This is a genomic window from Nocardia sp. NPDC057272, assembly GCF_042668615.1.
Classification (GTDB): domain Bacteria; phylum Actinomycetota; class Actinomycetes; order Mycobacteriales; family Mycobacteriaceae; genus Nocardia.
In genome coordinates this window covers 20,590-34,489 of sequence record NZ_JBHUYK010000009.1, presented here as the reverse complement: position 1 = coordinate 34,489, position 13,900 = coordinate 20,590, and the positions used below count along the sequence as shown (strand labels likewise).

The window sequence follows — 13,900 nt, the reverse complement described above, 5'->3', positions numbered from 1 at the left end:
CGAAGCGCCCACGACGTACGGCGCCTACCTCTCTGGGAACACGTTCGAAGGCCCCGTCCACCTGAACACTGGTGGCGCCGGGCAGAATTCGCTGGCCTTGTCCGATCTGGTCAAGGTCCCCCCATCATCGGCAGAGCAACTACCTCGAGTCTGTGATCTCGATCCCTACCTGCTGGGGGCGACCAACTCGCTCTTCGGTCGCGACGGCCACTACGGCGACGGTGACCGTTATGTCGCGCGCACGGCCAACGAGGTCGATCGCCGACTGGCACTGGAGTTGACCGGGCACAGGTTGGTGGTGGTGGTCGGCCCATCGAAGGCTGGGAAAACCCGCAGTCTCTACGAAGCGGTTCGCGCGGTGTATCCCACTGCGAGGGTGGCGTGGCCGTCTATCGGCACCCTCGATGTGTTCGTCGCCGATCACCGGATCCACCGGATCGAGGACACGCTGGTGGTGTGGCTCGACGACCTCCACGAATATTTGACCGGCACCACCGCCCTGACCCCTGGGTTGCTGTCGAACCTGACTTCCCGTGCAGGGCGCACCATCGTGGTGGCGACATTGCGGTCGGAGATGCGTTCCCAGCTACGTGGCGACGGCGAACTCCACGCCGATATCCGGAGATTGCTGGGTCAGGCGAGCATGATCGAGATGGCGTCGACCGCCGAGGATCCGGTCGAGACCGCAGCGGTCAACGACGCCTACCCTGAACAGGTCCGCGCCGGTTATGGCCTGGGCGAGGAACTTGCCGGGGCGCCGGAGCTGCTCGCACGCTACGACGACGCCCGAGCAGCCGACCCCGTGCTGCACACGGTGATCTCGACGGCGGTGGACTGGGCTCGCATCGGACGTAGCGACCCGATACCAGAACCTGTCCTGCTCGACCTTGTCACGCAACGACTACGGAGCATGCGCCCAGAACTCGACGTTGACGACGGCGCCGTTACCGCGGCGATCGCACACGCGCGCACTGCTCCGCCAGGTGCCGGCCGCACCGCTGCATTGCCCACTGCCAACGTCGATGACCATGGGGCTCGTGGGTATCGACCCTTCGACTATCTCGTCGCGGCCGACGATGGACAGCACCATCTCGCTCGCCCCGTTCCGGATAGCTTCTGGACCGACGCCACCCGCGACGCCACCGCCGCCACACTCTTCGCGGTCGGAAACGGCGCCTACTTCCGAAACAACCACCAAGTCGCGACAGATCTATGGCACCAAGCCGCCAAGCAAGGCCACGCCCCCGCGATGACCAACCTCGGGACCCTGCTCCGCCACCGCGGGGACCTTGACGAAGCTGAAATCTGGTTCCGTCGCGCCGCCGCCGACGGCGATGCCGCCGCGATGGCCAAACTCGGGATCCTATTCCACCACCGCGAGGATCTCGACGGAGCTGAAATCTGGTTCCGCCGCGCCGCCGACAACGGCGACACCGACGCGATGACAGTCCTCGGGCTCCTGTTCATAGAGCGCGGGGACCTCGATGGAGCCGAAACCTGGTACCGCCGTGCCGCCGCCGACAGCCACACCGGCGCGATGAACAACCTCGGGCTCCTGCTCCAAGAGCGCGGGGACCTCGACGAAGCCGAAACCTGGTACCGCCGCGCCGCCGACATCGGCCACACCACCGCGATGAACAACCTCGGGATCCTGCTCCAAGAGCGCGAGGATCTCGACGGAGCTGAAACTTGGTGGCACCGGGCCGCCGACATCGGCCACACCACCGCGATGACCAACCTCGGGATCCTGCTCCAAGAGCGCGAGGATCTCGACGGAGCTGAAACTTGGTGGCACCGGGCCGCCGACATCGGCCACACTACCGCGATGGCCTACCTCGGGACCCTGTTCCAAGAGCGCGGGGATCTCGATGAAGCTGAAATCTGGTACCGCCGCGCCGCCGACAACGACGACACCGAAGCGATGGCCTACCTTGGAACCCTGCTACACCAGCGCGGGGATCTGGACGAAGCCGAAATCTGGTATCGCCGCGCCGTCGGCAACGGCGACAACGGTGACACCGACGCGATGAACAATCTCGGGCTCCTGCTACACCAGCGCGGGGATCTCGATGAAGCTGAAATCTGGTATCGCCGCGCCGCCGACAACGGCGACACCGACGCGCGATAACCAAACGTCGGGGTCCTGCCGTATCAGCGCCGGGACGTCGACAACGGTGATTCGGGAAACCCGAGCGATAGTCACTATCGAAAGCCTCGAGCTTGGCATAGCGGGTGAGCCTACTTACCCTGCCGTTCTTGGGGCTATCGAGTACGCAACGGGTACGCAGTACCTCTTCTGCAAATCGTCGTTGGCCAACGTCCACAAGGTTCCCACCGGGCACTTTGTATCCGAGCCGTCGCTCGCCGATGACAGTAAACGCCAGGAACGGTGTTCATCATCGACATGTTGTGTGTCGGCGGCGGTTTGTGGATATGAGTTGACGCGCAAGCGTCCCCGGGGGAGAGCGAGGCTTCGCGGCTGCTGGATGCCTAGCCATCAATCTGCGGTCCTCAAAGACGGGACAGCAACAAGGAACTGGACGTCGAATCAGTTGTACAGACACCTTCGCGATGTGACGAGGCCTCCACTCGGACGAGCGGCCCGAGTCATTTAATCACCGTCGTGCGATGACTAAAAGGGCAGGGTTCCGTGCAGCCCGTTGAGGAGGGCGGGCCGTTACCATGGGCCCATGGCTGAGGAATTCACTGCTCTGCATCGGGTGCTTGGGCGGCCTCCAGGTCCAATCACTGTGGACATGATCGATGATGCAGTCCGCGGTCGCATCGAGGAGACGTCGGACTTGGACTGGAAGAGCGAGCTACCAGCTGCCAAGGCAGTCAGCCAGGGTGACTTCCCGAAGGACGTAGCCGCGATGGCTAACAGTGGCGGGGGAATGCTCGTCTTTGGCGTCAAGTGTGAGCCCAAATCAAAGGCGGCGAACGAGCGGGTTGACGTTCATGAGCTCAGCGAAAACCACGAGCGTGCGCTTCGAAGTGCAGCCGTCACAGCTGTGTCACCGCCGGTGTTTGGGCTGCAGGTGACCAGGCTGAAAGACAATCTGGGTCACTGCGTTGTCGTCGCCGTTCCGCCAAGCATTGACGGTCCACATCTGGTCTATCGGGGCGAGTACTTCGGCGCCCCAATTCGCAACGACGCGGATACCGTCTGGATGAGGGAGCGCCAGATTGAAGCGATGTATCGGACCCGGCTCGACACCCGACGCCACAATGCCGAAACGCTGAGCCGAATCTACGGTGACCTGAGCAATGTGCACCCAACCATGGACCGAGCCTGGCTCATCGCTGTAGCACAGCCGCGAATTCCTTCGATCCGAACTGAGCGGTTGACTCGTGAGGCCGCTACCGAGCTCTTCCAAAAGGCATCCGACGTCGAGAGTCTCAACGTCTGGGCTAGCAACCAACACCCGCTGCGGCGAATGGACATATATAGTCCGCGGCCAGGCCTGCGGCGGTGGACGGTGATGACTCCATACCAGACGGACCGCGATGCTTGGCGCGCAGGTGCAGCTAGCATCCACTTCGATGGCAGTGTCACGCTCGCCGTTGCGATAGGTGGTGAACTAAAGCCTTCGGGAGAAGCCTGGCCAGGAGCGGTAGTTCAGTCGCCTGCGATTGAGGACGCGGTCGCTGTACTGATGGCACTGATTCGCACTGTCTCCGGCCTGTTCGAGCGAACAGAGTATGAGATCCGGATCGGGATTGAGTTTGAAGCCGGTGCTCCGATTGAGATCTACTCAGTTGATTCGTTCAAACAGCCTTACGCTGACACGGCTGTGCCTCTACCGCGATTTGCTCCCGTCGATGCGGCAGTCGATGCAGGCGCTGATGCCGACGCCTACCTTGAGCAGGCTCGAAGTATCGCGCTGGACTGCGTGAACCAAGGGGGCGCCGAGCGTCTACACATCATGGGTGCCTATCAGTCTCCGTACCCAGGAGGACCTCAGCCGCAGTAGGGTCCCTGACCCGAGTCCATTGGGACCACGTTGGGACCAAACGTCATTCCTGTAGTGCCCACAACTGCTTTGTAAGTCACGTGATGACCGTGCGCCACGTGCAGCGACGGCAGGTCGCCAGTCCTGGGGGTCAGGTGGTCGCAGGTTCAAATCCTGTCAGCCCGACAGTGAAAACCCCCTCTGACCTCGGTCGGAGGGGGTTTCTTGTGTCTTGGAGATTTGACGTGGTTTGGCCAAATTCCACAGAAACTCCACAGTTTTGAATCTGATCACCTGTCCAGCGCCCCGTTATTCCCCTCCGCCGGGTTGCTGGGAGAGTCGTCCGGGCGGTCGGTCAGGTGCAGTCTTTCTTCACGTCCGTCGTCAACGCCGACCTGTGCGGCGGAGTCCCGCTCCGCCCCGACCGATGCCGCAACGCGCCTGGGATCGATGCGACGCCGCCAACCGTCCGACCTGTTGGGTGGTCCGCGCGTGTGAGTCGAACTGGACTCTGAGTGGTCCCGTGCGCCGTCTCTCGATGTCGGCTTTGCGCTGATACAGCCGAAGTCGCTACTCCCTATGGCGAATCGCGAAGCTCGGCCTTCGTATCACGTGCGGCGGCAGAGCGATCCGCGAAGTCGCTTGTGGCGGTGGCTATCAAACGACCGTAGATCCGATATCCAGTCGGCGGGCGCGGCTCCTGCGGCGGTGGCCCTGCGGGGCCTAGGCTGGACCGCGCCCCGCGACGTGGCGGCGGCGTGTGGGTGCACGGGGAAGGACTCGCCTCGACCGGCTCATCGGTCGAGGCGAGTCGCCGGTGGCAAAAAGGGGGAGGGCTCATCGGCAAGATTAGGGCGAACCAGTGACCGAGCAAGGCCATGTCCGTCCTCCACGTCAAAATTTCACGGAGGACGCCATGGTCATACGCCGACCTCCGGGCCGCGCACCAACGCCATGCTGCGTCGACAGTTCGAATGGGCACTCGGTGAAGCCCAGCAGGGTCGCGGCCGGGCTCACTTATCCCTCAACAGTGATGTGACGGACGTGCTACTCGAGATCATGGACGCCACACCCGTCGTTTCAGCGGATCTGATCGCCGCGGCCCAGTCCGCGTTCGCCGACCAGCTCGCCGGTGGCACGGTCGAAGCGAGGAGGGCCGTGCAAACCCGTGCGAGCGGGGAGGAGCCCGAGTCGTGGGACTGAACGTTGCCTTCGTCGCTGTGGGCACATGGAGTTCGTTGAGTTTGCCGCCGCCGAACTGAGGCCGCTGTTCAGGCACGCGGCACTGGCAGCCGCTGCCGTTCGTCGAGGAGGTTCGTATCGACGAGACCTGGACGCCCGACGCTGTGACGGATCGGATCTTTCGCGACATCGGACATAGCTAGAGGCCGGCGTCCATACGACTGGACGGTCGTGTTCGACCGTTCCCACCCGAGGAAGCCCCCGTCGACGCCGCCCGCAGGGCGCCGACAAGGACTTCTTAACGGGTGCCATGCCGACCATTGACAGATTGGGCAGGCCATTCCGTTGCCGATCGCAGGAACATGTCGGAGACATCTATGCACCCGCAGTACGGCGCCCCCGCATCAGAGATACCGGGGCGCGCTCGTTCTACCTATCGGGCTACTCGAATAGGTTCGCAATCGGGTTGGCTGCTCCAGGGGGCATCGAGAGCGCGTGCCCGTCGAGGTACTTCAGCGCTTCGATCTCGTCCTCCGACGCGGCGCCGAGAACGTCGCCGGATTCTGGATCGACCCGCTTGCATCCATTGATTCGGTACCCAGTCAGGGCGAACCGGCGTTTGTCGGTCGCCGCGCTCCATGTGACGCCCGCGTACAGCGCCAGGAACCGGCCAAGTCGAAAGGCTGCGATTGCGTTCGACCGCGGACCGACCACCCAGTAGCCACGAACGGACAGCCACAGATTGACGCCGCTCGTGGTGAAATCGGCACCGGCATGAGTTCGGTCGAACCCGCTTCCGTCCGCCACGCTGTGTGGACTCGAGTGCCAATGATCGAGTCGGATTCCCGCTACCCGCAGATTCGGTGCGCACTCTGCGAGCCCGCGGCGCATCTCCTCCTGCGTAACGGCGCGCATCGCCAGCGCCGCCCCGGCGGCCGCGGCGGCGGCCGCATTAGGGCCGACGGCAGTGCCCCAGAGTTGGATCAAAGTGTCGTAGCTGTACCCAGTGAGCTCGCTTGCATCGTCGAGCATCGCCAATGTGTCTCCGCTGACACGGATCCGCTGCAGATCATTCGTTTTCACGCCGTTACTCCATGAGTTTTGTTTGTCCTGGAACACTCACCGATTCCCGGTGGATGGTTCCCTCGGGCCGCGCCTGCGGCCAGGAAGAACCTATCAGGTGGTGGGCCACCATGTCTACGGAAGATGGGTCACCTGGCATGGAATGCGGGTGGGCTCTCTGGGTAATCGCTGGGTAGTCCATGTTCGTGCGCGCCCGCTTAGAGGTATCGGGAGAAGTCTCAGTGGTGGCTGTGCCGACGTCACTAAGAGGGTGTCTCATGTCGCTGACCGGGCTTTCACCAGTTTCTTGTAGCAGGTCAATGTCGCTGCCAGGGTGAGGAACCCGCAGTAGTGAGTGTCCTTGCGGTCGTAGCGGATCGAGAGCCGGTGATAGCCTCCGAGCCAGGCGATGGTGCGTTCGATGACCCAGCGGTGCCGGCCGAGGTGTTTACTCGACTCGATTCCTTTGCGAGCGATTCGGACGCCGATGCCTCGATCCCGCACCCAGTCCCGCAGTTCGTAGTGGCCATAGGCCTTGTCTGCGTGTAACTTTCCCGGCTTACGCCGACGCGGACCGCGCCGGGAACGGATCGCCGGGATCGCTCGCACCAACGGTCGCAGGGCAGCGGCGTCAGGTGTGTTGGCCGCCGAGACCGCGACCGTCAACGGTATCCCCGCACGGTCGGACAACACGTGCAGTTTCGAGCCCGACTTGCCCCGATCGACCGGATTCGGCCCGGTCATCGGGCCCCCTCTTTGCTCGAACCGACGCACCGTCGACCACGACGCGCGACCAGTCGAGCAAACCCTCGCTGCCGAGCTCGTCGAGCACGGCGCACTGTAGGCGCCGCCATAGACCCGCGTCGGTCCAGGCGGTGACCGGCGGTGCGCGGTCGGGGCAGTCACCCCGAACGGGGGCGGCAGCATCCGCCACACATATCCGCTGGTCAACACATAGACGACCGCGGTGAACACGGCTCGCTCATCGGTCGGTGCAGTGCCGCCACCTTGGCGACGTGGGGTGAACACCGGCAGTAACGGCTCGACCAGCTCCCAGGGCTCGTCGGGCACCAAACGCAACGACAGTTTGTCGGTCACGACCGAACATCATGCACGACAAGCCGATTCCGGCCACGCCGCGACTACAGCCTGCGACATGAGACATCCTCTAAGCTGCCTCTAGGCACCTCGTAGTACTTGCGGAGTTGGTCTGCGGGAGCCGGATTCGTACAATGCGGCGCTCTCAGCCTGTGTTCCGACCCTATAAAATGAGGAGCGTCATAGCGCTCGCTAGGAATGAACTTGACTCGATTAACGACCTACTTTGGCTGAGCCTCACGACCCGTCGTCTTGACAAACTTTTTACTGTCAGAGCAATTCTTCACAAGCCACTTCACCCATGCTTCGGTATATCCATATTGCTTTGACAGGTGGTCGTAGATGCAATACTTCTCGTCGGTGCGTTCTGGATGAGATGCGCCGTTTGGCGGTCTAATCGACTTCCTTTTTACAGACTGCGAGAAATGATGTGAATTGAATTTGAATGGCACTAGATCCTGCACGCGCTTCTGCGCCTCACCCGGACGAAGCAAGCCGTGACCTACGATCTGTCGCGGCTGCTCGCGTACAACTGTCTGCCCTCTGCGCCCCAGAGCTTCTACCGCCTGTTTCTCTTCATCGGACATGTCGTCCCATCGCGTGAATTTCATGGCGATAGCGTCACTTCCACGTTGGGCGCTTTCTAATACAACTCTTAATCGCAAATCGAACTCTGGATGCTGAATAGTTTCATCATCAAGCCCCGAATGAAAGTCGGCTATAAATTTCTTCAGCGAGTCCGGGAGTTGACTGCGCAGAGACCTCAGGACCTCTTCGCCAGCTGTTGTGAAGCCGCCTATGAACAATGGTACTCTAAAGTATTCGGCAAGGCTGTGTTCAATGCCGAAAGCGGCGGTCAGTTCGTTTTCGAAGTTCAGCAATAGAGCTTGTGCATTACCTCCGCATGCCAATACGAAGCTTGCTCCAGTCGGAGTGGGGCGGTGTTCTATCTTATTCCTTAGCCCTATAAAGAACTCTAAATTCTTCCGTGCTGGATCGGCAGGATTTGTCCACCGCTCCTGCACGCATCGCGCAAGTTCCCACCGTTTGTCTTCACCGTCCACGCGGATGAATTCACCAGGATTCTTGTCGCTAGGATATCGGCAGTCGACCCCGTCACGTTCAAATTTTGCCTGCAAGAGGTACAGCCACGCAACATGCATATGCACAACAAAGGCTTCGAAAGCACGCGTCTCCGCTGGGTCATTGAAAAGTCGAGTCGCGAGTATCGCTTCGTCCTTCGCGGTTCGCAATGCCGCAATCCAAAGGGAGGTCTCCTCCATAGCTCAGTGCATCCGCTTTCTCATCCAGCCACATGTTGGCGTTTGACTCTAAGTATGCCGCTAGTGTAGTTAAGAGTTCGCACTCACGTAACTGAATTTGAGGCGACCAGTAGCGACCGTGTCGATACATGGTCGCCGAGAGGGTCAGCGCTACCTCGTCGAGGGTCGCATCTCAATCCCGCTCTTCGTCAACGCCTTCCGGACACTGCCCTTTGCCTTGCCAAGCTTAGTGGCGATGGTCTTGATGGAGTCGCCGGCGCGGTAGAGGTCCGCGGCTCGTTCGATCTCTTCGGCTGTCATGGGCTGGAAGCGGGTTTCGATGCCGTGGTTCTGGAGGATAGTGAGAGCATCTCTCACTCTGATCGAGACGGCGGCATGACCGATCAATCGCACGACCCACTGCTGTTCCTCGATGTCGACGGGCCGCTTCTGCCGTTCGGCGAAGACCCCGGACGCGGGCCACGCAACGCCGTATCGGACGCACGCTTCTCGCGGCTCAGCCTCGGGGCAGGTTGTCGGCTGGCAGAGTTGCCGTGCCAGCTGGTCTGGGCCACGACATGGGAAGACGAGGCGAACGCCGAGATCGCGCCCCGGCTCGGGCTGCCCCGGCTGCCGGTCGTGCGCTGGCCGGAACCCGCTGCTGAGCACGAACGCGAGGACCGCTGGTTCGGGCTGTGCTGGAAGACCCGGACCCTGGTGGACTGGGCGGCCGGGCGTCCGTTCGCCTGGGTCGACGACAAGATCACCGATGCCGACCGCTCCTGGGTGGCTGTCCATCATCGCGGTCCCGCGTTCCTGTGGCAGGTCGAGTCGTTCCGAGGGCTTACCGGCGAGGACTTCGCGGCCCTCGATCGCTGGCTGCGATCGATAGTCCTCGACGACACCGGGAGCAACGTCCAGCACGGGTTGCCACGTTCGTCCCCCCAGGCAAGCATCGATGCCGACAATCACCTCGAGATGGATGGGACGGGCGGTGCGGCTGAAGCGAGAAATGCCGCTCGCCCGTGCGAGCGGGGATGAGCCCGAATCGTCCGACTGGACGGTGCTTCCGTCGTCGCGGCCCTACCCGCGCGAACAGGGATAACGCCAGTCCTGCCCGCGGCGGCTGTGTTCCTTGTGTAGTCGGCTTATCGTGGTCGAACTCTAACCTCGCATTGTGGGGGCCAGAGGTTCGAGTTTCCCGTGGCGCACAGTATGTGCAGTTCAGAACGTATTCGGCCAGTTCCGTAGTCGAACCTGGGTGATCAGGCAGGGTTCGTATTTCGAGAGTGTTCTGGGCGGATCAGGAGCTTCTGCGACTCTGCCGCCAGTGGAGGATTCGCCGAGCCACACGAGCGAGCAGTCGTTGGACGTCTCCACTCGGGCAACGCCCAACGCAGGTCCGGTTTCACACGCTGTCGCCCTCGATGCCGGGCTGACCGAGTTGGTCGACGGGTAGGCATGCGTGCCTGCGTTGCCCAGCGGCGACGGGCTTGTGTTTGACCGCGAAGGACCACCATTCGTCTTTGTGCTCCCATGACGGTCCATGAACGACCTGGCGCACCTGCGAGTGCTTCAACGCTGGTAATGCGACCTGCATGGTGCGATCGCGACGCGCCTCGTCAGCTTTGGAGAAGAGGTTCTGCGGGCCCATCCCAGGTATTCCGGGCGTGAGATCGAATACTCGGACAGCTGACGCTCGTGCGAGCATGCGCAGTGCAGGCGTCCAGTCCCGGGCTGATGTCGGCTCGGCAGCCTCATCCGGATAAGCGGTGGAGAGCAGGTGATGGAAGCGAGTTGCATCGAGGTAGTCAGCCGGAATATACGCACCGCTCAGCGCGAGATCCCAGCGAGAGTAGTTGCTGGCCACAACCTGTGCGGGATCGACGCTCATCAATAGCGCGGTATGTCCAGGCGGCACGTGATGGCCCGGGCACATGGGCAGGCCGTTGCCGCAAGAAGAGTCGCAGACGAGGGCCCGCAAATTGGAGGGCGGGGGGTTGTTGCGCTCATTGGCTATGTATGCCCAGACGGGCGGACCCGGGTCTTCCGCGGAGATCAAACCACGCAGGATCATGGCGTTGGACATCATTGCGTACAGGGGCCGACGGTCCTCACGGACCGTGGCCCACGTCGGGACGTGTTGTTGGGTGGTTCTCGCGATGTCCCAGGTGTCGACTCGCTGTTCGGTCCAACAGACGAGGCGGCCGTTTCCGTCGGTGTGCGCGGAGATTTGGCTGTCGACGACATCCAGTTGGTTCTCGATGGCGTACAGCATTTCCTGCACCATGTCGGCGGCCTGGGCTTCGAATGGAATCGCCGCGTTCGGCATCTCGGGTGTCAACGGTGGAAGGTCGGTGACCATCGCCGCGATTCGATCAGAGCCGAGTGGGTGCTCTTGGTCATCGTCGGAGGGCTGAGGTTCGATGAAATCGACTGTCACGGAATATCTCTCATCGTGCGATGGGCTTGATCAACATCGACAGTAGCGTCGGAACCGGGTCGGAGACTGTGTCCGATCTGTGGGCTCGGAACGCGGTGGAGCGTTTCCGGCGTTCTGTGCTTCTTGGGCGCCGATCGGGCTATCACGGTCTAGGTTTCCGGGGTCTCGAGTGGTGACTGGCGCGGTTCCTGCGGACCGCCTTTGGCCCACCGCTCGAGAATCTCGCGATTGTCAGGTGCGGTGTCGGGGCGGTCGATGTAGTGGGCTTTGGCGACAGCGGTGGTGTTGCCGAGTTGGCGGGCGGCGCGCTCGGGGCTTTCGGAAGCGTGGTCGACCGCGGTGGCGACGCCGCGTCGGAACGTGCGTGGGGTGACCCAGGCGAAATTTTCGCCCCGGGCTGCTCGCCATATGCGGCCGAAGTTGTTGGGATTGCGGAGTGATCCGTTGCGGGCAGGAAACAGCAGGCCCATCGGGTTCGGGCATCGGGTGATCTCGAGATCGATGATTGCTTCACCGATGGCTTCAATGGTGTGCTGGGGTAACAGGATTCGGCGCCATCCGTTCTCGGTCTTCGGTGTGGGCTTGCGTACCCATCCGCCGTTGTCGGCGCCTTTGACTTCCACGAGGGTGCCGGTGACGTCGAAATAGGGGACAGGCGCGTCGAGATTGATCTCGTCGAGCAACAGTGCGAAGACTTCGTAGGGGCGGATGCCGGTTCCGGTGATGACGTCGACAACCCAGACCATGGTCCAGTCCCGTTTCGGACCGCTGGTGTATGCCGGTGTTCCGGGAACTTCCTCGCCCCGCGCCCAGGCACGGACCTGGTCACGGAATGCCGGCAAGGATTCCATGTCGGCCATCTTGCCGCGGGCGGGTTTGGTAACTCTCCTGAACGCTGCTACGCCGTCGATGGGGTTGGCGTCGAGGGTGCCGTGCCGGACGGCTATTTGCATCATCGCTCGCAGGATGATTATGTGTTGCTTGGCTTTTCGTCGGAGTCCGAGTGTGGTCAGTTGTTTGATGTGGCGGTCGAGTTCGCCGGCAGTGGCTTGCCAGATCTGGAGGCGACCGATGGAGTTGTCGATCTTGATCGTCTTCGGATTCGCGAGGCGGTGTGTGGAGACTTCGATCTCGCGTCGGTAGTCCTCGACCAGACCCGCGGAGCAGGCGGTATCGGCCCGCATCTCGGCCAAGAGTTCCTGAGCGAGCATGGTGAGGGTGGTGCTTCGTGTGATCTGGCTGTTGCGCGGAACCTCGCGGAAATCGCGCATGGCCTCGGCCAGTCGGTCGCTTGCCTCTCCGGAGGTCGCGCCGAATCGTGTGATCTGGGGAGTGCCCCAGACCCCGTAGAAGCGAACCGTTGCTTTCCACGAGCCGTTGCGCTGCTTCTTGGGTTTGGACGGAGTCGCGAACGTGCCCACGGGACGTGGGCGGCGGCCTGTCATGGTCTCCTCATTCGTGTGTCGGCGGCAGCCCGGCAGCCCGAATACTCGGCGCGCGACAGCTCGCAAAGTTCGGGGAAGGGGCGCTGCAGGGCAGGCTGGTGGACGCGCAGGACTGCCTCGGATGCGCAGGGCATCGTCGGCGAGCATGTGTGATGTGTTTGCACGGAAAAGTCCGCCGCGTGCGGATGTTTCGGTCAGCGACTATCGCGGCGCGTGAACAGTTGCCGAGCTTCCCAGTCACGCACGTCGCCGAGTCGGTATCGGCGGTAGCGGCCCATGCGGGCGAAGCGCGGTCCGGTTCTGGCGGAGGCCGGAAGTCGCGTATCGCTTCAGCGAGGCGGTTTCGTGCCTCGCCTGCGGTGGGGCCGGTGCGTTCGATGTACTGGATACCCCAAGCGCCGTAGTAGCGGGCGGTGGTGCGCCACGTGCCGTTCCGTTGTTTGCGTGGCGGCGTGGGTCGGCCGAAGGTGCCGACCGGATGAGGGACTCGCCCGGCCATGATTACCTTCCTTGAACTCGGACACAGGGATCGGGGCAGCAGGAACTGCACGCGAAGCGGCGGCTGTATGTAGGTGCTATGCGCGTGACAGGTCCGCCGAAGCGGTGATGAGACGCATGCGTATTCGAGGGAGGCACGGAAGTCGTCGCGACCGACCGGGGCTAGGGACTGCCGCCGCCGTCGGCGAAACGTTGGTCCTCCCAGGCACGGACGTCACCGAGCCGGTAGCGCCGGTAGCGCCCCATGCGGGCATAACGAGGCCCGCGACCGGAGCCGGCCCATGCCGCGAGGGTCTTGACGGGAATTTTCAGGCGGGCGGCGAGTTCAGCAGTGCTGAGCCATGTTTCGTCGCCGGAAGCCGTGTGAGGACGAGAGTTACTCGAACCGTCCCGTCGAGCCGACGGTGAGGAATCGGAAGAAGACATGACACACCAATCTTTCGTCGGTGATCAATGGCTCTTCCGACTTCAGTATAGACGGCGAAGAGAACGACGTATGTCGGGTTGGTGTGAAACTGGGCGACACGACATGCCAGTCGGCCGGTGACGAGCATCATCGTCGGGAACTGACTCGTGACCGTCCGATACCCGTCCGCCACGTCTACACTGTGAAACGCCAACCATTAGCTTGCATCAAGCCTGTGCGCGGCCGATTACCCAATCACGAAGCCCCCGAGCTCATTACTTGCGAGCTCGGGGGCTTCGGCGTTACGCGGGTAGGGGGGCCGGACAGAGAGATCGGCAAATCGATCCGTACGCCGGAGGTCGACCGGCGGCCTGACCACCGATAACCAACCCTTACCGGTGGTCAGGTAGCTGTCGTTGCAGACGTCGCTAGTAGCTCGTGAATATGAGCGCAGTAGTCGGTCCCAGGCCCGGTCGCCGCGTCCATTCGGAGGCGCAGGACTGCGATGCCACGCTCCGTGGTCTACCAGGTGCGCTGGAAACCTGCCCGCG

9 protein-coding genes and 1 pseudogene are annotated in these 13,900 nt (G+C 62.4%); 4 read left to right on the top strand and 6 right to left on the bottom strand.

What is annotated here, in order from left to right:
- Positions 1-97 precede the first annotated feature (97 nt).
- From ACFULV_RS14995 to ACFULV_RS14985, 3 genes are all read left to right on the top strand, one after another.
- Positions 98-2,128: a tetratricopeptide repeat protein gene (locus ACFULV_RS14995; RefSeq protein WP_378656782.1), complete on the top strand. Its 2,031-nt coding sequence runs from the start codon at positions 98-100 to the stop codon at positions 2,126-2,128.
- A gap of 562 nt (positions 2,129-2,690) precedes the next feature.
- Complete coding sequence (locus ACFULV_RS14990; RefSeq protein ID WP_378656780.1) at positions 2,691-3,974, top strand: helix-turn-helix domain-containing protein; 1,284 nt, start codon at positions 2,691-2,693, stop codon at positions 3,972-3,974.
- Positions 3,975-5,012: 1,038 nt separating this feature from the next.
- The gene (locus tag ACFULV_RS14985) at positions 5,013-5,156 is read left to right on the top strand and encodes a hypothetical protein (RefSeq protein WP_378656778.1); all 144 of its coding nucleotides are present in this window, start codon (positions 5,013-5,015) and stop codon (positions 5,154-5,156) included.
- Positions 5,157-5,576: 420 nt separating this feature from the next.
- Here the strand turns inward: ACFULV_RS14985 and ACFULV_RS14980 are convergent, their stop codons facing one another.
- The 3 genes and pseudogenes from ACFULV_RS14980 to ACFULV_RS14970 all read right to left on the bottom strand — a co-directional run bounded on the left by ACFULV_RS14980 (position 5,577) and on the right by ACFULV_RS14970 (position 8,578).
- Positions 5,577-6,254, bottom strand: coding sequence for a hypothetical protein (locus tag ACFULV_RS14980; protein WP_378656776.1), 678 nt, complete (start codon positions 6,252-6,254; stop codon positions 5,577-5,579).
- A gap of 219 nt (positions 6,255-6,473) precedes the next feature.
- Positions 6,474-7,295, bottom strand: a pseudogene (locus ACFULV_RS14975) (IS5 family transposase).
- Between the two features lie 221 nt (positions 7,296-7,516).
- Positions 7,517-8,578: a DUF3644 domain-containing protein gene (locus tag ACFULV_RS14970; protein WP_378656774.1), complete on the bottom strand. Its 1,062-nt coding sequence runs from the start codon at positions 8,576-8,578 to the stop codon at positions 7,517-7,519.
- 375 nt (positions 8,579-8,953) lie between these two features.
- On the opposite strand from ACFULV_RS14970, the gene ACFULV_RS14965 reads away from it, so the two are divergent.
- On the top strand, positions 8,954-9,598 hold the full coding sequence (locus ACFULV_RS14965; protein ID WP_378656772.1) for an HAD domain-containing protein: 645 nt from the start codon (positions 8,954-8,956) through the stop codon (positions 9,596-9,598).
- Positions 9,599-9,965: 367 nt separating this feature from the next.
- Here the strand turns inward: ACFULV_RS14965 and ACFULV_RS14960 are convergent, their stop codons facing one another.
- From ACFULV_RS14960 to ACFULV_RS14950, 3 genes are all read right to left on the bottom strand, one after another.
- The gene (locus tag ACFULV_RS14960; protein ID WP_378656768.1) at positions 9,966-11,000 is read right to left on the bottom strand and encodes a hypothetical protein; all 1,035 of its coding nucleotides are present in this window, start codon (positions 10,998-11,000) and stop codon (positions 9,966-9,968) included.
- 149 nt (positions 11,001-11,149) lie between these two features.
- Positions 11,150-12,592: a tyrosine recombinase XerC gene (gene xerC / locus ACFULV_RS14955; protein WP_378656766.1), complete on the bottom strand. Its 1,443-nt coding sequence runs from the start codon at positions 12,590-12,592 to the stop codon at positions 11,150-11,152.
- A 513-nt stretch (positions 12,593-13,105) separates the two neighbouring features.
- Positions 13,106-13,369: a helix-turn-helix domain-containing protein gene (locus ACFULV_RS14950; protein ID WP_378656763.1), complete on the bottom strand. Its 264-nt coding sequence runs from the start codon at positions 13,367-13,369 to the stop codon at positions 13,106-13,108.
- Positions 13,370-13,900 lie beyond the last annotated feature (531 nt).